Genomic DNA, 24,438 nt, shown 5'->3' on the forward strand with positions numbered 1-24,438 from the left:
ATAAAATTGTATGCCATATAATTTAGTGAAATTATTCTTTAGTTATTTTAAGTGTTAATATGATGGTTTTTTTGTCTTTTATATCTCATTTAATAGGTATATAAGAAATTTGTCGTAGTCCAAAGCCTAATATTATCACATTTTTATTTCTTTTGATTGATTTTGTTTTATTTTTTTAACATAATATGACTACTCTATTATACAATTAATAAGTGACTATGTCTATTATTAATTATAAAATCGTAAGCTATAAAATACTCTCTTTATCCTATTTTATGAGAATTCACTTATTACTTCAAATCAAACTAAGTACCCTTTTTTAGTTTTCTGTCTTTAAAGATATTGTCATCATACAGAGATATTACAGTATCAAACCGTAACTTAACTAATCTTATAGATTTTTATAAAATACTAATAATAAGAAACTTATTTTTTATAGCACCATGATTTATTGGCTTTTTTAAGACCTTATCAATCCAAAACCTCATAATTTTTTTATAAATACTCAATATAATAAATTACTTATAATCATTATTTTTTACTTTTGTTTTCTTGATTGTTACAATTACGTCGTTACTCTTCGGAGGAATAACTTAAGTGGTTTAAGAGATAGATTTAATAAATTCTTTATTTATAAATTTGAATGTCTTAGACCTATTTGTGTTGGATCTACTAACTTTTTCTTAACATATTATTTTACTCCAACACAAAAAAACATTGGTTCGCGTTGCCAATGTTTTTTTTATTATTTAATTTACAGTGTGAACCAATAGAGTTTTACAATAGTTTTCATATTTTTTTATCTAAGAGTTCAAACATTTTCACTTGCGGACCAGAAAGTGGAAGCTTTAAACGGCTTATCTTTGATAAATCCTGATTTAGATTGACAACATTTTCGCCTAATTTTTTTGAATCATAATAAACCCATTTTTTATCAGCTGTCAGTAATTCATCAGCAATTTCAAACTTCTCTTCTGCCTTTACTTTGATAAGTACAATGTGCCATTTTTGATGAGAAAAGATATGAGTGAAATTACCGAAGTATTCCATCTTAGATATACTTTCAGGAAGTTTTGGCATGGTAATATTTTTACTGATTGCTCCGTCAGTAATTATTTTTTCAAAGTCTACTGATGATAATTCTGTCAGTGGAAAGGTCCACATATCAGCTAACAAGCCTTTCGATGGTCGTTTCTCCAAATAGTATTCCCCTAGAGAATTCTCTAATGCGAAGGCAGTATAATACAACTCTTTTTGTTTGAGATTTTTTGTTTTTACTGGATAGTTCAATTGTTTTCCATCAGCTACTGCCGCACAGTATTTATTCAGCGGACAGGTTTCACATTTTGGCTTCTTTGGGCTACACACAAGTGAACCTAAATCCATCAGTCCTTGATTAAAATCACCAGGTCTTTTTTTACTGACGAGTGTCCGTAAATGCTCATCAAATATTTTTCGTGAACTACTTTTTGAAATATCACACTCTAATTCAAAAATTCTACTTGTCACGCGCATCAAATTTCCATCGATAGCTGGTTCAGCCAAATCAAAGGAAATAGATGCAATAGCCGCTGCTGTATAAGGACCAATTCCTCTGAGGGATAGAATCTCTTTCAAATTATCTGGAAATTTTCCATTATATTCGTTCACGACCTCTTGTGCTGCAATTTTTAAGTTTCGAGCTCGTGAATAATAACCCAAACCTTCCCAAAGTTTTAATAACTCTGTATCATCAGCTTGAGCTAATGATTCAACTGTAGGGTACTTTTTCATGAAGCGTTCAAAATAAGGTATGACCGTTTCCACTTGCGTTTGCTGCGACATAATTTCTGAAATCCAGATTTTATAAGGTTCGGTCGTTTGTCGCCAAGGTAATGGTTTTTTATTAGCATCATACCAAGAAAGTAAATCTTTTTGAAATTCTTTTATTTTATTTTTAGACCAGTCCATCAATTCTCCATTTACATTTTCGATATGCTTCAAGCACTCTTCTTTGTTTTACTGACAAGATAAAAGAACTGACAGTTTTTACTGACAATCCTTTTGCTTATGACTTTTCACTTTTTAAAAGAGGAACATTATCTTTGATGGATTCCCAATTTTCATCGCTTTTATGAGGAGCAGACAAAGTGTTTTTGACACGCTCGGCAACTTCATAAGGAACTCCTGCCTCAGCAACTTCTTGAACTGTCGCTTCTTCAATCGCTTTTAAATTTTTAAAAGTTGTCAGCAATTTTTGCTTCCGTTTTGGTCCTAATCCAACAATTCCATCCAACTTACTTGAAAATGTATTTTTCCCACGTAGTTGTCTATGGAAGGTAATCGCAAAGCGGTGAACTTCATCTTGAATTCTGGTCAGTAAAAAGAATTCTTGAGATTGTCTTGATAGGGGGACAACCTCTAGTGGATCACCAAAAAGTAACTCTGATGTTTGGTGCTTATCATTTTTTTGCATCCCCGCTACAGGAATAGCTAAACCAAGTTCTCGCAAAACTTCTTTGGCAATATTAACTTGACCTGCCCCCCCATCCATTGCAATCAAATCAGGAAGAGCAGTTTCTTCTTTGAGCGCTCGCGAATAACGTCTGGTCATCACTTCGCGCATTGAGGCGTAATCGTCAGCTCCAACTACTGTTTTAATTTTATACTTCCGATAATCTTTTTTTGACGGTTTTCCATCAATAAATACGACCATCGCAGACACTGGTGAAGTTCCCATGATATTTGAATTATCAAAAGACTCAATTCTAACCGGTTTTGGTATACCTAAAATTTTCCCTAAATTTTCAACTGCTTTAGTAGTTTTTAAAATGTCACGTTCAGCCACATCGAATTTCAGCTGTAATTGAGTCTGAGCATTCTTGGTCGCCATATTAACCAATTGTTTTTTCTCTCCACGACTTGGTTGGATAATCTGTGTTTTAGCTAAAAGTGAAGACAAACGTTTCTCTGATGATAATTCTTTATCTAGTTTGACAATTGATTGCTCAACATCTTTTTGGTCAGAAAATTTAAGCGTTTTTGCCGTAAAGACTTTAGCATCTACTGCTTTAGCTTGCGCTTTTGTCAGCAAATTTCCTTCTTGACTGGCGGCAACTACTGCTTCTACATAATCCTTATCAATATCTTGAGGAATAAAAATCTCTCTTGGCATCATATGATTATTATCTTGATAAAACTGACCAATATAAGTCAAGAAATCTTCTTCGGCATCATTGTAATATGGAAACATATTAACATCTCGTTGAATCAGTTTCCCTTGACGCACGAAAAAGACCTGAACACACATCCATCCTTTATCAACGTAATAGCCAAATACATCTCGGTCTTTCAAATCCTGATTCATCACCCGCTGTTTCGTTCTTAAGGTTCCAATCGCCTTAATCACATCACGATATTCGGCAGCTTGCTCAAATTCCATATTATCTGAAGCACTTATCATTTTTCCTTCAAGTTCTTTAACAATTTTTTTATCTGAACCTGTTAGAAACTCTTTGACTTCTTGAGTCATGTCCTTATATACTTGTGGATCAACGTGATTAACAACCGGACATAAACACTGATGGATATGAAAATAGAAGCAGACTTTTTTCTCGTGCAATCCGCACTTTCTAAAAGGAAAAATTCGGTCTAAAAGTCGTTTAACTTCATTAGCAGCCTTAACATCTGGATAAGGTCCAAAATAAGTCGCCCCATCTTTTTGAACTTTACGTACAACTAACAGGCGAGGATATTTTTCATTTGTTATTTTCAAAAAAGGATAATATTTATCATCCTTAAGCATGATATTATATTTTGGCTTGTAACGTTGAATAAGATTTATTTCTAAGACCAGAGATTCAATATTAGAACCTACAACAATCCATTCCAAATCTTCAATTTCGGAAACCAATAATTCTGTCTTTGTATTATGAGAACCATGAAAATAAGAGCGCACTCGGTTTTTCAGATTCTTTGCCTTTCCGACATAAATAACAGTCCCATTTTTATCTTTATGTAAATAACAGCCAGGGCTATCAGGCAATAGCTCCAACTTCGCTTTTATCGTTTGATTCATAATGTTTATTATAGCAAAAAAATGTAGGAGCTGCTCTCCTTTTGGATGTTAATAAGAACAAAAGACACCCTAAATCCTTAGGGTATTTTGACTAATCATTTCGTACCACCTTCATTATCCGCTTCGCCGCTTGCCCAAACCCGATTTGCATAGATGGCATTGAAGAGTAAGGCTCCTTGCAGAGCAACTTGTGATAAATACATTCCCAATTGACCTTGAGTATTTACGTCCATTATAAATTGTATTGTCAATATTGACCAATAGACCACGGCGGCAGTATTAACCACAATCCAGAGTGACCAATTTTCTTTATATTTCAAAATGTATAATATTTGCGCGATAAGTGGGATAATCAGATTTAAGGAGTCAAAATAAGGAAGTTGGCCATTTAAAAAAGCATCAATAACCCAAACGATTAGCCAAGCAATAAAAGCTCCTAAAAATATCAGTCGACGAGTTTTTGGTTTAAATTCATGAATAGCATCATCTTGTCCCCAAAAAAACCAACCAACAGGTTGAGATAAAATATAAAAAATTCCCATTACAAAACTCATCCATGAATGGGTCTGATAAGCTATTAAAGTCATCGCTATAGTCTGTATCAATCCAAACGCAAAATTAATTTTACGCCCTTTCATCCCATAAATGAGACAAAGCACTCCAAAGACACCCGAAATCATCCCAATGAAGGAATCCGGAGCAATAATATAAACAATGATTTGTAATAACAATAAAATAGCAATATATGTGATTTCAAACTTTTTCCAATTTGCAAAAAGTTGTTTAAAAAGCCATGATTCTTTTGTCATTTCTTCTCCTTTTCAAATTACTTATTTAAAACTTCTAAAGCAATTTCAATTGTTCGTTTTTCACCTTCAATGACCTTATCAGCCCCTGAAACTAAATCATTTACCCCGGCTTGTAAATCTTCTTTATAAGCTACAACATTATTTAAAATAGATAAAGTTTCTATTCCTCGCAGACGTCCAACAGTAAATAAGGCTCCAGACTCCATATCCTCACCAATAAGTCCAAAATTTGACCAATATTCCTGTGTCTGTTCATTATTATCCATATAAAAACCGTCATGCGAACGAATAATTCCATAAATGGCCTCAGGTGCAATTTCTTTTGCTTTTGCTAGTAAAGTACTAGAGCGAACTGCCGGATATTGTTCTGGAACATACATCTTTGTCAGACCATCGTCACGCACTGCTCCTTCTCCAATAATTGGATTTCCTAAACCAATCCCTAACTGCAAAGCTCCAGCAGAGCCTACTCTGATAATTCTCTTAACTCCAATATTATGAAGTTCTTCAATGGCAATAGCAGCTGACGGCGCCCCAACTCCTGTTGACAGAACTAAGACTTCTTTGTTTTTATAGGTGCCACGAAGTGAACGAAATTCACGGTTATATTTTAATTCTCTGAATTCCGTCAAAAATTTTGCCACTTGGTCTACCCGCGCTGGATCACCTACAATAATTGCATCTTCTACTGCATCAGTTTTCTTCAATTGGATGTGTGCTTGTAACTCTTCCATTAGTCACTCCTTCATTTCATAAAGGTTTATTTGATTTGTTTGAAACAATTAAATTATAGCAAATATTTTAAACAATTAAAAGAACTTAATTATTAAATTGTAGAAAAAAAGACCTCATTAGGTCTTTTTGAATTATCTTTATTTCTCATTCACATTCTTAAAAGAAAGATGGAATGTCGTTCCATTCGGGAGATTATCGCTTATATAAATTTCAGCATTTATTATTTGTGCGTATTGTTGTGCGATTGCTAACCCAATCCCATTTCCAGTATGATTCGTCCTTGATTTCTCTACTTGATAAAAGCGATTAAAAACTTTTGCTTTTTCATTATCAGAAACTCCTATCCCTTGATCAATGACTTGAATTTCCTTTTTATCATATTTAATCAAAACCATACTACTCTTAGGCGAATATTTTATTGCATTTTCCACTAAAATATTTAAAATCTCTCGCAAAGCAAATCTATTTGTCTTAATGTGTAAGTTGTCGTCGCCCTCAATTTCTATTTTATTAGATGAATCAATTTCAAAGCTAGACTTAATTTCTAACAGTAAACTTTTAGTTGTGAAAATTTCTTCCTGATAGTCAATCTGCCCTTTTCTTGATAAAGTTAGAAAATCTTCAATTAATTTTTTTAGTCTTTCAGATTCTTGTTCCAAATAATTTAGCGATTTTTCAACAATTTCTGGGTGTTCTTCTCTTCTTCTTTTGAGTAAAGAAATATAACCCGAAATTGCCATAACTGGCGTTCTTAATTCATGGGATAGATTTGAGGCAAATTCTTTTTCAGACTCTATTTTTTCTTGCAAGCTTTTAACCAACTCGTTAAAATTAATTGCGAGCTCTCTTACTTCTACTGGAGCTTCTGGTACTTCCAATAAACCACTGTCTTGACTGGCCTCAAAGGCCAATTTCTGAATTGGTCCATTTATCTTCTTTGAGTAATGTCTGATTAGAAGTAATCCAATTAAATAATTAAGAAGCAAGATAGCAAAGACACTAGCTAAAACAGCTCCAACTTCTTCAAATATATCCTGAAGAGAAAGCCAGATTTCATAAGTAATTCCCTTATCCTTCTTATAGACTGTATCATAAAGTTTTCCATTTGATATTGTAATCTTCCAGAAACTAAATGTTCGATTTTCTAAAAAGTTTTCGGTTCCTTTACTCATTATTGTTTGATTTTCTTGTGAGCGGATACGAATAAAATCTTTTTGTTCTTGAAAACCATTTAAATCTTGAAAATTCATCGTAGATAAATTTGAAACATTTTTCATTCCTGTCATAATCGCACTTGTTTCTCGATCACTGATTTGCACCAAACTATAAGTAATAAAAGTTAAACCACTAAATGTTAATAGTAAAAGAAAAATTCGTTGAAAAATCCTACGAATCAGCTGTTCATTCGTATAAATTTTCTTCTTTTTATTTTCTCTATTTATCTTTATTAAGCCGATATCCTAGACCTCTTATTGTTTCTATCATATTTTTATCTAATTTTTTTCGCAAATATCTGACATAGGTGTCAACAGTGTTTAGCTGACCTCCAAAATTCATTCCTTAAACTTCCTCTAATATGTCATCTCTCGAGATGATTTCTACTTGATGTTCAAATAAGAAAAGGAGTAAAGCAAACTCTCTTTGAGTTAAACTTGTTGCTTTTCCCTGATATTCAACTGTATGTTCACCAGGATTAAGAGAAACCGTTCCGTAGGAATAAATAGCCGGTTGAGTATTTTTTCTAAAAATTACACGTAAACGGGCCATGAGTTCCTCAATATTGAAAGGCTTTGTTAAATAATCATCTGCTCCAGCATCTAGACCAGCAACCTTATCCCCTACATAGTCACGGGCAGTTACGAAAATGACTGGAACTTTATTAGTCATTTTTTTCATTCGCCGTAAGACTTCTAAGCCGTCAAGTTTAGGAATCATCCAGTCAAGCAAAACTACATCTAAGTATTCTTGTTTTTCTTCAAAAATTTTTAGCCCAGACATTCCATCTGCTGCCGATAAAACATTATATCCTTCAAACGAAAGCTCAGTTTCCAATAAATTTGAAATACTTTCTTCATCTTCAATAATTAGTATTTGTCGTTTCATACTCATAGTATAGCAAAAAACATTAAAAAGGTTCAATCTTCTGAAATTCTAAAGGATTTTCATAATCTAAAAGACTTAAAAATTAATTTTTAAGTCTTTCATCAATAGCTTGAGTTTATTATTTTATCGCATAAAAAGCAATTCCTTCTGATTTCCAACCAGCTTTGACCAGGCTATCTCGTTCATATGAACTCATTGTCAAGAAGTGAGCACCGAGTTTTGAATTAGGATTGTAGAGACGATAAACCGGTGTTCCGCTGTTTGAATCCGAATGAAAGGCCACTCCTTCTGATTTCCAACCATTTTGTTTTACTAAACTATTTACTTCAAATGATGATTCTGTATAAAGATGTTCTCCAGAATTTGGATTATAAACTCGATAAACATTATTACCAGTTTTTGGTGCTTTCCAAGCTACTTTTTCGCCTGACCAACTACTATTTGTCATTGTAAGAGTATTGTATTCATAGGCACTTGTTGTATAAAGATGTTCTCCGCTCATTTTATTGTATAAACGATAGACCTCTTGACTAGCAACCGTATTTTGTTCCTTAGTCAAGTTAACCTGAATCATCTTAGTAGCAACTACTTTGCTAGTATCTGCCTTTCCCGAAGAGTCTGCAGCATAAATTTTTACAGTCGCTTCATAATTTTTGCTGCCATTAGCTCGCAATAAATCAAGTAGATTTTGACCTGTCGCTCCGTTTGTACCTGCTAAGTCCACTTCGTAAAAGTATTTTCCTGATTCAAGACCTGAAATTGGAGGAAGTGCTGGATTTTTAGCTGTCCCATTGTCTGACCAAGCTGCATTATTTGAAGAGTTAAGTAACAGACGCGTTAACATTCCATCTCCTCCAAAAGCTTCAAAAGGAATCACCTGGTTAACTCCCGCGGTGAACGGACCAGGTGCTTGCGCGTTTGCTAATTTTGCTGCTGATACGGTTGTGGTGTTCTTAATGTTATCCGTCAATCCAGCCAAATCCACCTGAATCATTTTAGTAGCAACTACTTTGCTAGTATCTGCCTTTCTCGAAGAGTCTGCAGCATAAACTTTTACGGTCGCTTCATAATTTTTGCTTCCATTAGCTCGTAATAAATCAAGTAGATTTTGACCTGTCGCTCCATTTGTACCTGCTAAGTCAACTTCATAAAAGTATTTTCCTGATTCAAGACCTGAAATTGGGGGAAGTGCTGGATTTTTAGCTGTTCCATTGTCAGACCAAGCCGCATTATTTGAAGAATTAAGTAACAGACGTGTTAGCATCCCGTCTCCCCCAAAAGCTTCAAAAGGAATCACTTGATTAACACCTGCTGTGAACGGACCAGGTGCTTGAGCGTTTGCCAATTGTGCTGCTGATATGGTTGTTGTCGCTTTGAGGTTTGCTTGCAGTCCCATTGTAATATCAGTTGCCGAGGTCATTTGACTACTTTTGGTTCCCATTGTTTCAGCTGATACTTTTGCTGGGTTAATAGATAAGCCTGAACTTAGCAGTAAACCACCTAAGATTAAAGATGAATACAACCAAGTTTTGCCAGATTTCCATGTTCGAAATGAATTTTTTGTTTTCATATTGTAGTTCTCCTTTATTTTTTACATCCTTATTATAAAAAAAATTTAACAGGAGAACTACTAGTTTTTATGTTAGATTTCTGTGAATTTCCCATAAAATTTATAAATTATCAAACTTTGCAATTTAATTGTTTCTTAGTTTTCTATACAAAAAAAGACCCAACGGGTCTTTTAGAGGATATTTTTGAATTTTTCTTACAAATCGTTAATATCGAAGTCTTCACCAAGGAAATCAGCAAGTGAGAAGCCTTCTTGTGTTTCAGGCAAATCGTATGAAGGTTTAGCTGCTTTACGTGGTGCGCGTGGTTTGCGGTCACGTTTTTCACCGTCGTTGTCGTTGTTACGAGCTGGACGAGCAGGAGCTTCTTCAAGCGCTTTGATTGAAAGTGAGATACGTTCTTCAGCAGGTTTCACGTCAAGAACTTTTACGTTCACAACTTGACCAACTTTAAGAACATCTTTTGGATTTTCAACACGTTCCCATGAAATTTGTGAAACGTGAACAAGTCCTTCAACACCTGGATAAAGTTCAACAAAGGCACCGAAGTCTGTCAAACGTTTAACAGTTCCTTCAACAGTTGAGCCAACTGGTGCTTTTTCTTCAACTTGTTCCCATGGTCCAGGTTGTGTAGCTTTAAGTGAGAGTGAAAGACGTCCAGCTTCTGGATCGAGTTTCAAAATCTTAACGTTAACAACGTCACCAGGTTTAACTGCATCTGATGGACGTTTGATACGGCTGTGTGAAAGTTCAGAAACGTGAACCAAGCCATCGATACCACCAAGGTCAACGAAAGCACCGAAGTTAGTTACGCGTGAAACTGTACCTTCAACGATGTCGCCTTCTTGAAGTTGCGCAAAAGCTTCTTTACGCATTTCGATTGCTTCAGCTTCAACAACTGCACGACGGCTAAGGATAAAGCGGTTTTCAGAAGCGTTAACTTCGATAATTTTAGCTTCAATTTCTTCGCCGACAAATTTCTTAGTGTCTTTCACAAAGTAAGTATCAATCATAGATGCTGGGATAAATCCACGAACACCGTTATAGTCTACTGAAAGTCCGCCTTTAACGTCTTTAGTAACTTTAACTGTTACGATTTCGCCTTCTTTGCCTTCCAATTGAGTCCAAGCTTTGCGAGCTTCAAGACGTTTCAATGAAAGGAGATATACGTTAGCACCTTCAGCTTCTTTACCGACGATTTGTTTGATTACAAGCAAATCAAGAACATCACCAGGTTTAACGAATGTATTGATATCAGCATCTTTATCGTTAGTAATTTCGCGAAGTGTAAGGACACCTTCGACACCAGTTCCTACGATGGCAACAGTTGCTTGCCCGTTTTCAACTGAAAGGATTTCGCCCTTAACGACGTCACGTACTTTAACGTCTTCAACGCTGTTTAATAGTGTTTCAAATTCGTTCATTTGTAAAAAAAATTCCTCCAACAATTTGGCTGGTACACAGCCTTACAAAACATTATACCATAAAAAATCGCTTAGGGAAAGCATTATTCTTGATTTATATTAAAAAAATTATAAGTATTTTATTATGTACAAAAATATTATAAATAATTATAAATTTTCTTTTGAAAACATTTTCTTTTTTATTAATCTTAAAGTAATAAATAACAACTTTATATGATAAAGAAACCTACCATTTTATTGGCAGGTTCGTATTTTATTGATATTGCATCACTTTTTGTTCTTTGTAAGCTACGTCAATCATTGCTCCACCAAGGCATTCTTCTCCATCATAGAAAACAACGGCTTGTCCAGGGGTGATTGCGCGAACAGGTTCATCAAAGTCAACAGTCACTTTATCAGCCTTGACATGAATCGTAACGCCTGTGTCTTCTTGACGATAACGGAATTTCGCTGTGCAGTGAAGGTCAAAAGTTTCTGGCATTTCTCTGGTAAAGCTCAAATCGCTTGCATCAAGACTTGTTGAATAAAGATGTTCATGGTGGAAACCTTGTCCAACATAAAGAGTATTGGTAGTCAAGTCTTTACCAACAACAAACCATGGGTCACTTGTTAATTGACCATGTTGTCCACCGATACCAAGACCTCCACGTTGACCAATTGTATAATACATTAATCCAGCGTGATTTCCCATTTCGACACCGTCAAGTGTCATCATTTTTCCGGGTTGTGCTGGTAAGTATTCTCCAAGGAACTTTTTGAAATTCTTTTCACCAATGAAGCAAATTCCTGTTGAATCTTTTTTCTTAGCAGTCGCAAGTCCTGCTTTTTCAGCAATTCTACGAACTTCTGGTTTTTCCAAATGACCTAAAGGAAACATTGTTTTTTTGAGTTGTTCTTGGGTCAATTGACTTAAGAAATAGGTTTGGTCTTTATTATTGTCTGCTCCACGTAACATATGAACAGTCCCATCTTCATCAGTACGAACTTGGGCATAGTGACCAGTAGCGACATAGTCTGCTCCTAATTCCATAGCATAATCTAAGAAAGCTTTAAATTTAATTTCTTTATTGCACATGACATCAGGATTAGGGGTACGTCCAGCACGATATTCGGCAAGGAAGTATTCAAAAACACGGTCCCAGTATTCTTTTTCAAAGTTTACTGAATAATAGGGAACACCGATTTGGTCTGCGACTGCTGCGACATCTTTGTAGTCTTCAGTGGCCGTACAGACCCCATTCTCGTCAGTATCATCCCAGTTTTTCATGAAGACACCAATGACATCATAGCCTTGTTCTTTAAGAAGCAATGCTGTGACCGAGCTATCTACACCACCGGACATTCCGACGACGACACGTGTTTGAGCTGGACTTTTACCAGACATAAGTTGAGTATTTGTGTTATCCATTAATTTTTCACCATCTCTTTCTATTTTGATTTTGAAATGACAAAAATCTTACTGACAGCTTTACCTTAGGAAAAGCCTTGACGCTTCAGCGGTTATAGATATCCTAGTCGTCTCGTCAGTAAATTTTTTCTTTTCAAGTTAGACAAAATATCAGTTGAAGGCTGACTTTTGTAAATGTTACAGTTGAAGGCTGAACATTAATAGGTAACTGGAATATTATAACATATTGCCTAAGTAAAAACTAGACTTTTGACAAAAAAAGTGGTCAAAAAAAGTGGTATAATATTTTAATGATTAAACATAGTGAAAATCCTTTAGTTTTCAATACAGCTATTGGAACAAAAAAACGTAATGAAACTGTTGTACCCAAAGAAAAAATTTGTCCTTTTTGTGATGTCGAACACCTGACCGGTATATTAAAAACTTCCGACCATAAAATTTGGTTAAAAAATAAATTTCCAACTCTAAAAAATTCAATGATGACCGTAATTATTGAATCTGATGAACATCTGGGTGATATTTCTACTTACAGTCTGGAAGAAAATCGCGAAGTTTTTTCCTTTGCTTTTGACTGTTGGGATGAGATGATTCAGTCTGGAGATTATCAATCGGTTTTGATGTTTAAAAATTTCGGCCCTCATTCTGGTGGAACTTTACGCCATCCTCATTTACAGGTTGTTGGCTTGGAAGAAACTGACGGTTATGCGCAAATTGCAAAAGAAAATTTTGAAGGCGTTGAAATCAAGAAAAATGGCCTGACAGTTACTTTATCTACTCGGCCAATTATGGGTTTTGTAGAATTTAATGTCATTATTTCTGATCTTAAAAATGTTGAAAAACTTGCTGACAACGTTCATGAAATGACTTCTTATTTAATGACAGACTACATGAATGGTCGCTGTGATTCTTATAATCTCTTCTTCCATCATTTTGACGATAAATATATTTGTAAAATTGTTCCACGCTTTATTACTTCGCCTTATTTTATTGGTTATAAAATCCCACAAGTTAATAGAATTGAACAATTAGAAGAAATTGCTGCTGAGCTTAGAATTCGATTAAATAAAAAATACTGATTATTTTATCAGTATTTTTTTAATACACTTAATATAAGGTTGAATTTTGTATCTTTGGTATAATAGAATTATGAAATTTATCAAGAAAAATAAATGGGCACTTCTTGCAAGTTTTTTTATTCCATTAATCTTAATGGTTATCGTTCTTGCAATGACTGGGATTTATTGGGGAAGTTCACGGTCAATTTTGGCTGGAGATGCTTATCATCAGTATGTCGCCATACATTCTCTCTATCGTAATATTTTACATTCTGGTGGTTCTCAAGGTTTCTTATATACTTTTACAAGTGGACTTGGTCTTAATCTTTATGCATTTTCGGCTTATTATATGGGAAGTTTTCTCATGCCGTTCACTTTTTTCTTTGATGTGAAATCAATGCCAGATGCTTTGTATTTATTTACCATCATAAAATTTGGCCTAATTGGTCTATCATCATTTGTCAGTTTCAAAAATATGTATCAAAAGCTTTCTAATCTGACTGTTTTATCAATAAGCACTGCTTTTGCACTGATGAGCTTTTTAACTTCGCAACTTGAAATTACTATGTGGCTTGATGTATTCATTCTCCTTCCCTTGATTATTTGGGGACTTCACCGCTTAATGGATGAGGGAAAGCGTTGGCTCTATTTTGTAAGTTTACTGATTTTATTTATCCAGAATTACTACTTTGGCTTTATGGTCGCCATTTTCTTAGTGCTTTATTTCTTGGCGCGGATGACCTATGAAAAATGGTCTTGGACAAAAGTGCTTGATTTTGTAGTTTCTTCTGCTTTGGCTGGAATCGCTAGTTTAATCATGCTATTGCCAATGTATCTTGATTTGAAGTCTAATAATTCCGATGCCTTATCCACTTTATCAGGAATTTTTACTGAAAACTCGCATCTATTCGATCTTTTCGCCAAAAATTTTGTTGGAACTTATGATACTACTCAATTCAATGCCATACCAATGATATATGTCGGCTTGATGCCACTAGGACTGGCTATCATCCTCTTTTTTACTAAAAGTATTCGACTCCGAAGTAAATTCGCTTTTCTAGGAATTATTGTTTTTTTAATTGCTTCCTTTTATCTTCAAGCCTTAGATTTATTATGGCAAGGAATGCATTCACCTAACATGTTTTTACATCGTTATGCCTTTTTATTCAGCTTGCTCATCGTAATTATGGCTCTTGAAACTTTATCTCGCTGGAATGAAATCAAAACTTGGCATATTTTGACTATCAGCCTATTTTTAATTCTTGGCTTTCTGTCAACTTTAGTCTTTGACCATTACAAATACGTGATGACTTCCCAAGTAATGCTAACCTTTTTGTTTGGCCTTGCCTATCTGATTTTATCTATTAATTCTATCAGAAACTGGATTTCAAATCATCTTTTTGTCATTCTTCTCTTTATCTTTATGACCGTTGAGGCTGGTGTCAATGCCCTTTATCAAGTTCAAGGCGTGCAAAAAGAATGGAATTTTGCAAGTCGTGACTACTATAATACTCAAGTAAATTCTTTAGAACCTATCGCCAATAAAGTAAATGAACTTTCTGGTTCAACTTTCGCCAGAACAGACAATACTGTTCCTGATACCGCTAATGATGGAATGAAGTATAATTTCAATGCACTTTCCCAATTTACATCTGTCCGTAACAGCAATGCCAGTTCAATCATGCGTCAGTTAGGATTCCATACTGACAGCACCTATTTGAACTTACGTTATCCTGGAAATACAATACTTATGGATTCAATTTTTGCTATCAAGTATAATATCAGTCAGGCCCAACCTCCAAAATTTGGTTTTTCACCTGCTTCCAACAGCCTTAGTACATTGACCCAGAACTCAAATGCAATTGGCTTAGGTGTCTTTGTTCCTGGTGGGTTTAAAGATGCCAAATTCACTGATAAAGCGAAAGCTAGTAACTTTATCAATAACCAAACAGCATTAGTTAATGCATTAACTCAATCAAAGACTACCTTCTTTACTCCCTTTTACACTACAAGTGAAGAAACATCAGACAAAATTACTGGTGTGGGAAGTTCAGTGACGCTAACACGTCCAAAAACCTCTACTGCTACCGATGTATCTGTCACTTACGGCATTACAGCTGACGCCAATAGCCAACTTTATCTGTCAGTACCAAATATTACTTATCTAAACAGTAATGCTGAAAATACTTTGATTACAATCTCTGATGTATCTAATCCAAAAATGACTCGTTCCCTTAATAGTTATTATATTGGCACAAATGACACTGGTTCTTTCTTCAATTTGGGAAGTTTTGCTAAAGAAACAAAACTCAAAGTGACCTTATCTTTTCCTGAAAATTCCCAAGTTACCTTTGATACCACTTCGTTTTGGCGTCTAGATACTCAGACTTATCAAAAAGAAATGGCGCTTTTGAAATCTCGTAGCCCTAAAACGGAAACCATAAAAAATGGTGTTCGCATGACTTATAATGAGAAAGAAAAAGGAGATATTTTCCTTACTATCCCTTATGACAAAGGCTGGTCAGCTAAAATTGACGGTAAAAAAGTCCCTGTCAGTAAAGCTCAAGATGGTTTTACAAAAGTGACTGTTCCCGCTGGAAAACATCAACTAGAGCTCAAATTCTTCCCTAATGGCTTAAAAGAAGGAATCATTTGCTTTATCTTAGGAATTTTGTTATTTATAGGTTACAACTACTTCACTAACAAATATAGAAAAGCTGGAGGTCAGCAAAATGAAAGCTAAATCAATTTTAACCTTTACTCTTGGAATTCTAGTAGCGGTAAGCATTCCTGTCTCTTATTCTCTAAAAACAAAACATTTTGAAGTCAATTTCAAAAAAGGAGGCCTACTTGACCCAGACCTCTATAAAAATAAATAGAATCTCACAGGTTTGTTAGTAAAATTTTCACTTCTGTCAGTAATTCTACAAATAAAAAGCGTTGATTAATCAACGCTTTTTATTTTTGCTTTAGTTAAAAGTAATGAATTCAAAATAACTGAAACTGATGATAAACTCATTGCCGCGGCGGCAAGCATTGGATTAAGTAATCCAAAGGCAGCAAGCGGAATTCCTATAATATTATAAACAAATGCCCAAAAGTAATTTTGTTTAATTTTTGAAATCGTCTTTTTGGCGACTTCAAAGAAAGTTGAAATTTTATGGAGTTGCCCACCAATCACCGTTACATCCCCGGCTTCCATAGCAATGTCAGAACCGGTTGCCATTGTCAGACCCACGGTTGCTGAAGCTAGGGCAATGGCATCATTAATTCCATCACCCACCATCATTGAATTTGGTGTTGATTGGACAATTTCAGCTTTTTCTTCAGGTCCCAAACCACTTTTGATTTCATCTAAATGAATCAGCTCTTGTATTTTTGCGGCTGAATTGGCATTATCTCCTGTCAACATCACCGTTTTTATTCCACGTTTTTGCAAGACACGAATTGTATCCACACTATCTTCTTTTAGACTTGAACTAAAGATAGCCATTGCCAATAATTTTTCTTTATCCGCTAGATAAATGACCGTATCTTCAGTTTCAGGAACTGATAAATTTAACTCCGTCATCAATTTATCATTTCCTGCAAAATATTCTTGACCATTAATTTTTGCTGACAAACCACGACCAGCAAGTTCAGATAAATCTGTTAAGTCATAAAAATCACCAGAAAATTTGAGCGACTTAGCCAAAGGATGATTAGAATGTGCCTCAAGACTCGCCAAAATTTTAAATTCATCAGTTAACATTTTTGATTTGATAGACTCAGTTCTGTCAGTATTTTTTTCATTTTCTGTCAGCAATTTAAAGTCTGTCAGTTCAAATTCACCTGTTGTAATCGTCCCTGTTTTGTCAAAAAAGATTGTGTCAACTAAACCAGCAAGTTCCAAAGCATTAGCATTTTTAATCAATAGACCATTTTTTGCCGCCAAGCCAGTCCCTGAAATGATTGCTGTTGGCGTTGCTAAACCAAGGGCACAAGGGCAGGCAATGACCAATACAGCCACAGCGTGCATGATTGCTGTCAGTAAAATTCCACTGATGGCCCAAGTTGCAACAAAAGTAACCAAGGCAATTGCGAGGACAATTGGGACAAAAATTCCCGAAATCTTGTCAGCCAATTTTTGAATATTTGGCTTAGAACCCTGAGCCTCGCTCATCATTTCCACCATGCGAGAGATGGTTGAATCATTTAAATCATGGACAACAACGGCTTTGACTTCGCCATCTAGATTTATCGTTCCTTCAAAAACAATCTCATCATCCATTTTGACCACTGGGAGGGACTCACCAGTCAAAATGGATTCATCGAACGAAGCTTTCCCAGAAAGAATCATGGCGTCCAAAGGAACTTTTTCCCCTGGCAAAATCCGAATGACTTGTCCCATTTGCACTTCTTCAATTGCTAAATCAGCAGATTCTGTATGAACAAAGCTCGCTCGACTAGACATTAACCCAGTAATCGCTTGCGTTGTTTTCTCTTTTGCATTATGTTCTAAAAGTTTACCCATGACCACCAAAGTGATAATCACCATTGATGATTCAAAATTTAAAGCATTTTTTTGACCCATAAAAACAGCCAAAATCAAACTTGAAAAATAAGCCACAGATGTTCCTAAAGCAACAAGAACATCCATATTTGCAGACTTATTACGTAAAGCATGATAAGCCCCGACATAAAAGCGCCAACCAACAATAAATTGTACCGGACTTGCTAAAATCAACTGTAAGAGCGGTTCATGTAAAAGCATCACCCAATTTGCATGTACTCCAAAAATATCAGCAAACATTGCAACTACTAAGGGCAAAGTCAAAATTAAAGAAATCCAAAAAGATAAAGACAAGTTTCTCGCTTTTCTTGCCGCCTGTCTTGCGATTTTCTCTTGGTGAGCCTTGTCATTAACAATGGCACCATAACCCGCTTTTTCCACTAAATTGATAATTTCCTGATCAGTTAAGCTATCATCAGCTACAATTTTAGCTTTTTCCGTGGCTAAATTAACTGTCGCTTCAACAATTTTATCTGACTGATTCAAAGTTTTTGATACTGTATTTACACAATTTGCACAGGTCATTCCTGTAATTACAAATGATTGACTTCTCATTAGTTCCTCTTCTCATATTTTATCTATATATATAGTTTACGATTGTAAACTTAAAAAGTCAAGAAAAAATCATCTCCATTTGGGGAATGAAGATGACCTGTTATTATTTAGTAAAACAATATTTGGGTTTGCTTTACCAATTTCATTCTAGCAAATTTAATTTCAATTCACAAACGAAGTGTTTTTTAAATTACTTTGTAACCAGCTTCCGCAACAGCAAGTGCCATTTGATCCAAATTGGCAGGAGCATCAAATTTTACAAGTGCTTCTTTTTTCTTCAAAGATACTTTTGCTTTTTCAACCCCTTCAACTGATTCTAAAGCATTTGTTACGTGCATCACGCAGTGATCACAAGTCATTCCATCAATTTTTAAAGTTTCTTTCATTTTTCAATTCTCTCTTTTCTAAGCAGAAATTTGCTCATGTTCATGTTTGCAGGCGCAAAGACCACTGGTTTCTAGACAATTACAATGCTTTTGCTCAACCGCTTCTTTGGCTTTAAGCGATTCTTGCAAAAACTCCAAATCTTGTGCGGTCAGAGTTGATTTTTCAATCATTTCTTGTAAAACATTTACATGTTTTGTTTGGCAGACCTTTTGAATCAGTCCATCTGCCATCAAATTAATTGCTGTACATTCTTCCATCAAAGGTCGATAAACAAATTTTCTTCCTTCTTTTTCGGTACTCAGCATTTCTTTTTTTACTAAACGGCCAAGCAAGGTTTTTACCGTGGCTAAAGACCATTCTAATTCTTGAGGAATCTGGGCATAAATCTCATCAACTCGTGCTTCTCCTAAAGACCAAATTACTCGCATAACGATTAATTCGGCATTTGAAACATTAAATTCTATTTCGTTCATTTTTTCTCCTTTCCATATTCGTTTTCATAAAATAAGTTTACACGTGTAAACACTAAAAGTCAAGTATTCAACTCAAAAAAATAAAGTTCGAATCTCATATTCGAATCTTTAAGTTTAATCTTAACCAAATAATTCTTCCATAATCTTACGTCCGGTGGTTGTCTGAGCCAATCCGCCTTCGGCTGTTTCTCTAAAAGCTGCTGGTAAAGAGCGTCCGACATTATACATTGTATTCACAACTTCATCGACTGGAATTACTGTTTTGACTCCGGCCAAAGCCATATCAGCTGATATCATCGCTTGTGAAGCGCCCATCGCATTACGGTGAACACAGGGAATTTCGACCAGACCAGCAACAGGGTCACAAATCAATCCTAACATATTTTGTAAGACAATGGCAATTGCATAACCTGCTTGCTCCGCAGAACCTCCTGCAGCAAGAGCAAGAGCGGCCGAAGCCATTGCTGAGGCTGAACCAACTTCCGCTTGACATCCCCCCTCGGCACCCGAGATTGTCGCATTATTAGCAATTGCTAGACCAAAAGCTCCAGCAACAAATAGAAATTCGACTTGTTGCTCATGTGTCAAACCTAATGTTTTAATTGCCGAAGTTAAGACCCCCGGTAAACATCCAGCGGAACCAGCAGTTGGAGTAGCGCAAATCAGACCCATTTGGGCATTGACCTCATTTACCGCAACTGCATCACGCGCAGCTCCTAAAATAATATCTCCTGACAAAGCTTTCCCTGATTGAATGTAGTCATCCATTAATTTTGCATCACCACCAGTCAAACCTGTCAGTGATTTTTCCCCAACCAATCCTTTTTTAACAGAATCAAGCATCGTATCTAGATTATGTTCCATCATTTCCCAGATTTGTTTACGATTTCGCCCAGTTTGCTCAATTTCAATCGCAATCATTAATTCTGTTATTGAAGAATAGTTTTTAGAATCCTCAATTAATTCTTCTATATTTTTAAACATATTTATTCCTCTACTGTTTTTAATTAAAGAAATTGACAGCATGCAAGCGAGGAATAAGTTTCATTTCCCCAATTACTTCCTTAACATTTGGTGTATCAACTTCTAAAATCATAATGGCTTTTTCGCGTTTGGCTTCCCTGGTTACATTCATTTGAGCAATATTAATTTGATGCTCGGAAAGAAGGCTAGAAACTCTAGCTATCATTCCGGGGACGTCTTCATGGATGACAACAAATGTTGGTACGCCAGCCGAAATTGCAATATCAAATCCATTGAGTTCTGTCACTTGAATCATTCCACCACCAATAGAAATACCTGTCACCGTCATCGTTCGGTCACCTTTTTTGGCAATTAAACGTGCGGTATTTGGATGGTCTGCTCTTTCTTCTGGATGTGGTACATAAGAAATTTCCATTCCTTGCTCATAAGCCAGTTGCGGAGCCATTGGCAATCGTTCATCATCCGTATCCATTCCCAAAACCCCAGCGACAAGAGCAACATCTGTTCCATGACCCTTATATGTTTTAGCAAAAGACTCATAAAGATGAATCTCTAATTTTTCTGGAAGTTCACCAAAGATAGAACGTACTATTTTACCAATGCGAGCCGCACCAGCCGTGTGTGAACTTGATGGTCCAATCATCACTGGACCAATGATGTCAAAGACACTTTTATATCTTAAATTATCCATTTAAACCTCAGTTCTTACAAAGATAGTTTATAAACTATCTTTTATCTTCAAATATCATAACATAATTTTCAAGCTTTTTCAGGCAAAAAAAATAGCTCCGAAGAGCTACTTTCTATTGACGTCCTTTATAAATTGAACGTGATTGACCATACCATATCTTGGTTAGCCATCTTTGAATCCAAGGTTGAACCCATTTATCTAAACCAAATGAACGACCAGAACCATTCATGAGGGCAATTGCCACTGGAATAAACCAAATGTTAACCCAGTAGAACATTCCTGAAAGTGAGAACATAACAGTCAAAGCGGCTGTTGCTGCTGCTGCAATCCAAGTGAAAAGTCCAAAAATGAGTGCAAGTGCGAGGAAGATTTCAACGATAGACATGAATTTTTGCATGAACAAGGCAACTTCACGGTTTGGAATCATGAACTTAAAGATTGGTTCCATCCAATGTGGCACTTTATCAAATACAGTCATTGGGTCAGAGCCATAAGCATATGAAAGTCCCCATTCAGTTGCTTTGTGTGTGGCTTCTCCACCACCACTTGAAGCGGCTGTTGTTGCTGCACCTGAGGCACCTGCTGCGGCATCTGCAACACTAGAGCTTGATGAAGCGGCTGTTGAAGCTCCAGCTGCAGCATCTGCTGCTTTTGGTACTTCTTGTAACCATGAGAATGGGAATTTGAGGTCATTTGTAAACCATGAACCTTTACCAAACCAAGTCGTTGGATTGAAGTATTGACCGTCACCCACAATTTTCTTGATTGCTTCGGTAAACCAAACTACACCGTAGAAAATACGAAGCGGAACAGACCAAAGTACATTTCCTTGACGTGAAGTATGACCACGCATAAAGTTACGATTATCTTTTACGCGGAAGACTTCATCCAAGGCATAACGCCAGAAATAATGTGCTGAGCGAATTTGTAATGTATAGATAAAGTAAACAATATTCTTCATCAACATTGCCCAGAAACCAGTTAGACGCATGCTACCAATTTTAGCAACTCCCCAAGTTGAACCGATTGAAACCATTGTTCCTTGGTATTTACTTTCGTGTTTATGTTTGCTTCCACCGTTGATGTCTGCAAGAATATTTGCTGCTGCTGTGTGTGCAGTTTGTTCTGCGGCTTCAACGATTTGTGGTGTTGGACGACCAGTATCTGGTTCGATATAGCCTGAAACGTCACCAGCTACATAGATTCCTTTTCCTTCAAAACCAACAGCTTCCATGTATTCATTTGCTTGAAGACGATGGCCACGCTCTGTTTCGTTGAGATCTGTTTTTGCAGCTGTATTTCCTTGAACACCTGTTGTCCAAATCAATGTATGTGTTGGAAGTTCTTTGGCAACTTTTTCTTCGTCACGTCCACCAACATTTACTTTGATATGGTCTTTGGCCACTTCAACAATTCCATGATTAGTCAAAACGTGAACATTTTTCTTTTCAAGATAAGCATGAGCTTTATCTGCTTGTTTACGGTCTAATGTATTAAGAATTGTTGGCATCATTTCAACAACATTGATTGTAATTTCTTCTTCAGGAATCTTCCAATCTGTTGAAACTTTTTTACGCCAGTCAATCAATTCACCGGCCATTTCAATACCAGTAAATCCTGAACCAGCAACTGAAATCGTCAATAAAGCACGGCGTTTTTCATCGTCAACTTCTGTGGAAGCATATTGAACAATTGTTTCCAAGTGACGTTTAATTTTCATTGCGTCTTCAAGTGACCAAAGAGTAAATCCATGTTCTTTTACACCTGGAACGCCAAAATCATTTGGTTCTCCACCAAGCGCAACAATAACATAGTCATAGTTGTAACTACCATGTTTTGTAATTACTTTTTTATTTTCTTTGTCAAGGCTGACTACTGAATCGGTCACAAGACTAACATTTTTACGTTTTCCTAAAAGCTTTTGGAAATCATATTGTACAGTTGTGAATGGAACACGACCAGCTGCAACTTCGTGGAGTTGAGTCATGGTTGTGTGGTAACTATGTTTGTCAATCAATGTGATGTCAGCATCTGCTTTAAGCTTTTTAGAAAGCTCACGCGTCGCATGTACTCCTGCAACACCACCACCGATGACTACGATTTGTTTCTTAGTCATTTAGAACGGTTCTCCTATTAGTAATATAATAATAACGTCAGGCACTATTATATCCTTTTTAGAACAATTTGTAAACTGTTACACAAGAAAAACTTTTCCAAAATTATTTTAGAAAAGTTTTGTTTTTTTAGTGATTTTAATTAAATCGCTCCTTTGTGGAAAAGTTGGTCATTAATATATTTAAAGAAGTAATGTCCTGAACGAATTTCAAAGGTATAAACAAGATAAACCATATATTTCATAAAGGTTGCTGAGAAACCACTCAATTTTGTTTTTCCAACTGTTCCAACGGCATAGTCAGAACCAATTGAAACAAGAGTTCCACGGTAGTTTCCTGAGAATTTAGTTTTTGTTCCACCTTTAATATCCGCAATAATATTCTTCGCAGCAGTACTTCCAGTTTGTTATGCAGCTTCAACAATTTGTGGAGTTGGGCGACCATTTTCTGGAACGATATAGCCTGAGACATCACCTGCGACATAGATTCCTTTGTTTTCATTTCCAATTGCTTCCATGTATTCATTCGCTTGGAGATGATGTCCTCGTTCTGTTTCTGAAAGTTGACAGGCTTCTGCTTCTGTATTTCCTTGAACACCTGTTGTCCAAATTAAGGTGTTCCCTGGAATTTCCTTAACAACTTTTTCTTCATCACGCCCGCCAACATTTACAGTAATATGATCTTCTGCCACAGCAGTAATCCCGTGATTGACCAGCACATTAATATTTTTATTTTGAAGATAAGTAAGAGCTTTGTCAGCTAGGCTACGATCCAAAATATTCATAATGGTTGGCATCATTTCCACAATATTAATTGTAAATTCAGATTCAGGAATACCGTATTTTTTAGAAACTTTTTTACGCCAGTCAATCAACTCACCGGCCATTTCAATTCCGGTAAAACCTGAACCAGCAACACTAAATGTGAGCAGTTTTTTGCGTTTTTCTGAATCCGACTCTTTGGCTGCGGCTTGCACCATTTCCTTTAGATGTGCTTCAATTTTCAAAGCATCTTCAAGTGACCAAAGGGTAAATCCATATTCTTTAACACCTGGAACTCCGAAATCATTCGGCTCGCCTCCCATTGACACAACAAGGTAATCATAATCATAGCTCCCTTTTTCTGTGATAACCTTTTTGCCAGACTTATCAAGTTCAACCAGTGAATCTTTCACAACATTTACATTGTGAAACTTACCAATTGTTCGTTCTAACTGATATTGAACCGCATCTGGTTCAACACGGCTTGCCGCAACCTCATGAAGTTGGGTCATGGAAGTTTGAAAATCATGTTTATCAATGACAGTAATTTCTGCATCATTTTTCAAATTTTTGGCAAGTAAGCGTGTCGCTGACACTCCAGCAAATCCAGCACCTACAACAACTATTTTTTTCTTAGCCATTTCTCTTGGCCTCCTACTAATAATAAATCCAAAAATATTATACCTTTTATCGAAATAAATATACACTTTTCTGTTTATAAATTAACCTTTTGAACTTTAAAATAGGAAAAAGCCGTTTATT

The 24,438-nt window shown here is 35.8% G+C and carries 17 protein-coding genes and 2 pseudogenes; 3 read left to right on the forward strand and 16 right to left on the reverse strand.

What is annotated here, in order from left to right:
- Positions 1-789: 789 nt before the first annotated feature.
- The 9 genes and pseudogenes from mutY to mnmA form a co-directional block, all read right to left on the reverse strand.
- Positions 790-1,950, reverse strand: coding sequence for an A/G-specific adenine glycosylase (gene mutY, locus LLA01S_RS08350; RefSeq protein ID WP_061778145.1), 1,161 nt, complete (start codon positions 1,948-1,950; stop codon positions 790-792).
- Between the two features lie 97 nt (positions 1,951-2,047).
- Entirely contained in the window at positions 2,048-4,057 is a 2,010-nt protein-coding gene (uvrC, locus tag LLA01S_RS08355; RefSeq protein WP_021165464.1) for an excinuclease ABC subunit UvrC, read from the reverse strand.
- Between the two features lie 95 nt (positions 4,058-4,152).
- Positions 4,153-4,866, reverse strand: a complete 714-nt coding sequence (gene pnuC, locus LLA01S_RS08360; RefSeq protein ID WP_011675796.1) for a nicotinamide riboside transporter PnuC — start codon at positions 4,864-4,866, stop codon at positions 4,153-4,155.
- Between the two features lie 17 nt (positions 4,867-4,883).
- Positions 4,884-5,600: a nucleoside phosphorylase gene (locus LLA01S_RS08365; protein ID WP_061778146.1), complete on the reverse strand. Its 717-nt coding sequence runs from the start codon at positions 5,598-5,600 to the stop codon at positions 4,884-4,886.
- Positions 5,601-5,738: 138 nt separating this feature from the next.
- Positions 5,739-6,887 (reverse strand): sensor histidine kinase, encoded by a 1,149-nt coding sequence (locus LLA01S_RS08370; RefSeq protein ID WP_061778153.1) that lies wholly within the window; start codon positions 6,885-6,887, stop codon positions 5,739-5,741.
- 148 nt (positions 6,888-7,035) lie between these two features.
- Positions 7,036-7,704, reverse strand: a pseudogene (locus LLA01S_RS08375) (response regulator transcription factor).
- 118 nt (positions 7,705-7,822) lie between these two features.
- A complete protein-coding gene (locus LLA01S_RS08380; RefSeq protein WP_061778147.1) occupies positions 7,823-9,274 on the reverse strand; it encodes an SSURE domain-containing protein in 1,452 nt (483 codons plus the stop codon).
- Positions 9,275-9,469: 195 nt separating this feature from the next.
- Complete coding sequence (rpsA, locus tag LLA01S_RS08385) at positions 9,470-10,696, reverse strand: 30S ribosomal protein S1 (protein WP_003132594.1); 1,227 nt, start codon at positions 10,694-10,696, stop codon at positions 9,470-9,472.
- A 253-nt stretch (positions 10,697-10,949) separates the two neighbouring features.
- The gene (mnmA, locus tag LLA01S_RS08390; RefSeq protein WP_031286465.1) at positions 10,950-12,080 is read right to left on the reverse strand and encodes a tRNA 2-thiouridine(34) synthase MnmA; all 1,131 of its coding nucleotides are present in this window, start codon (positions 12,078-12,080) and stop codon (positions 10,950-10,952) included.
- 314 nt (positions 12,081-12,394) lie between these two features.
- Here mnmA and LLA01S_RS08395 point away from each other — a divergent pair, with 314 nt between their 5' ends.
- The 3 genes from LLA01S_RS08395 (at position 12,395) to LLA01S_RS12640 (ending at position 16,038) form a co-directional block, all read left to right on the forward strand.
- Positions 12,395-13,180 (forward strand): DUF4931 domain-containing protein, encoded by a 786-nt coding sequence (locus tag LLA01S_RS08395; RefSeq protein ID WP_011675790.1) that lies wholly within the window; start codon positions 12,395-12,397, stop codon positions 13,178-13,180.
- A gap of 70 nt (positions 13,181-13,250) precedes the next feature.
- A complete protein-coding gene (locus LLA01S_RS08400; protein ID WP_061778148.1) occupies positions 13,251-15,902 on the forward strand; it encodes a YfhO family protein in 2,652 nt (883 codons plus the stop codon).
- Positions 15,892-16,038, forward strand: a complete 147-nt coding sequence (locus LLA01S_RS12640; RefSeq protein ID WP_011675788.1) for a hypothetical protein — start codon at positions 15,892-15,894, stop codon at positions 16,036-16,038. Before LLA01S_RS08400 ends, LLA01S_RS12640 begins: the two co-directional genes overlap by 11 nt.
- A 65-nt stretch (positions 16,039-16,103) precedes the next feature.
- On the opposite strand, the gene LLA01S_RS08405 is transcribed toward LLA01S_RS12640, so the two are convergent.
- The 7 genes and pseudogenes from LLA01S_RS08405 to LLA01S_RS08435 form a co-directional block, all read right to left on the reverse strand.
- On the reverse strand, positions 16,104-18,266 hold the full coding sequence (locus LLA01S_RS08405) for a heavy metal translocating P-type ATPase (RefSeq protein WP_061778149.1): 2,163 nt from the start codon (positions 18,264-18,266) through the stop codon (positions 16,104-16,106).
- Between the two features lie 185 nt (positions 18,267-18,451).
- Positions 18,452-18,652, reverse strand: a complete 201-nt coding sequence (locus LLA01S_RS08410) for a heavy-metal-associated domain-containing protein (protein WP_011675786.1) — start codon at positions 18,650-18,652, stop codon at positions 18,452-18,454.
- An 18-nt stretch (positions 18,653-18,670) separates the two neighbouring features.
- Positions 18,671-19,126 (reverse strand): CopY/TcrY family copper transport repressor, encoded by a 456-nt coding sequence (locus LLA01S_RS08415; RefSeq protein ID WP_011835521.1) that lies wholly within the window; start codon positions 19,124-19,126, stop codon positions 18,671-18,673.
- Positions 19,127-19,246: 120 nt separating this feature from the next.
- A complete protein-coding gene (gene sdaAA, locus LLA01S_RS08420) occupies positions 19,247-20,110 on the reverse strand; it encodes an L-serine ammonia-lyase, iron-sulfur-dependent, subunit alpha (protein ID WP_011675784.1) in 864 nt (287 codons plus the stop codon).
- 19 nt (positions 20,111-20,129) lie between these two features.
- Positions 20,130-20,801, reverse strand: coding sequence for an L-serine ammonia-lyase, iron-sulfur-dependent subunit beta (sdaAB, locus tag LLA01S_RS08425; RefSeq protein ID WP_061778150.1), 672 nt, complete (start codon positions 20,799-20,801; stop codon positions 20,130-20,132).
- 112 nt (positions 20,802-20,913) lie between these two features.
- Positions 20,914-22,917 carry an NAD(P)/FAD-dependent oxidoreductase gene (locus tag LLA01S_RS08430; protein ID WP_061778151.1) on the reverse strand — a complete coding sequence of 668 codons (2,004 nt, stop codon included), beginning with the start codon at positions 22,915-22,917 and terminating at the stop codon, positions 20,914-20,916.
- Between the two features lie 158 nt (positions 22,918-23,075).
- Positions 23,076-24,317, reverse strand: a pseudogene (locus LLA01S_RS08435) (NAD(P)/FAD-dependent oxidoreductase); the annotation flags it as partial.
- Positions 24,318-24,438: the final 121 nt, after the last annotated feature.

The organism is Lactococcus cremoris subsp. cremoris NBRC 100676 (genome assembly GCF_001591705.1).
Lineage (GTDB): Bacteria > Bacillota > Bacilli > Lactobacillales > Streptococcaceae > Lactococcus > Lactococcus cremoris.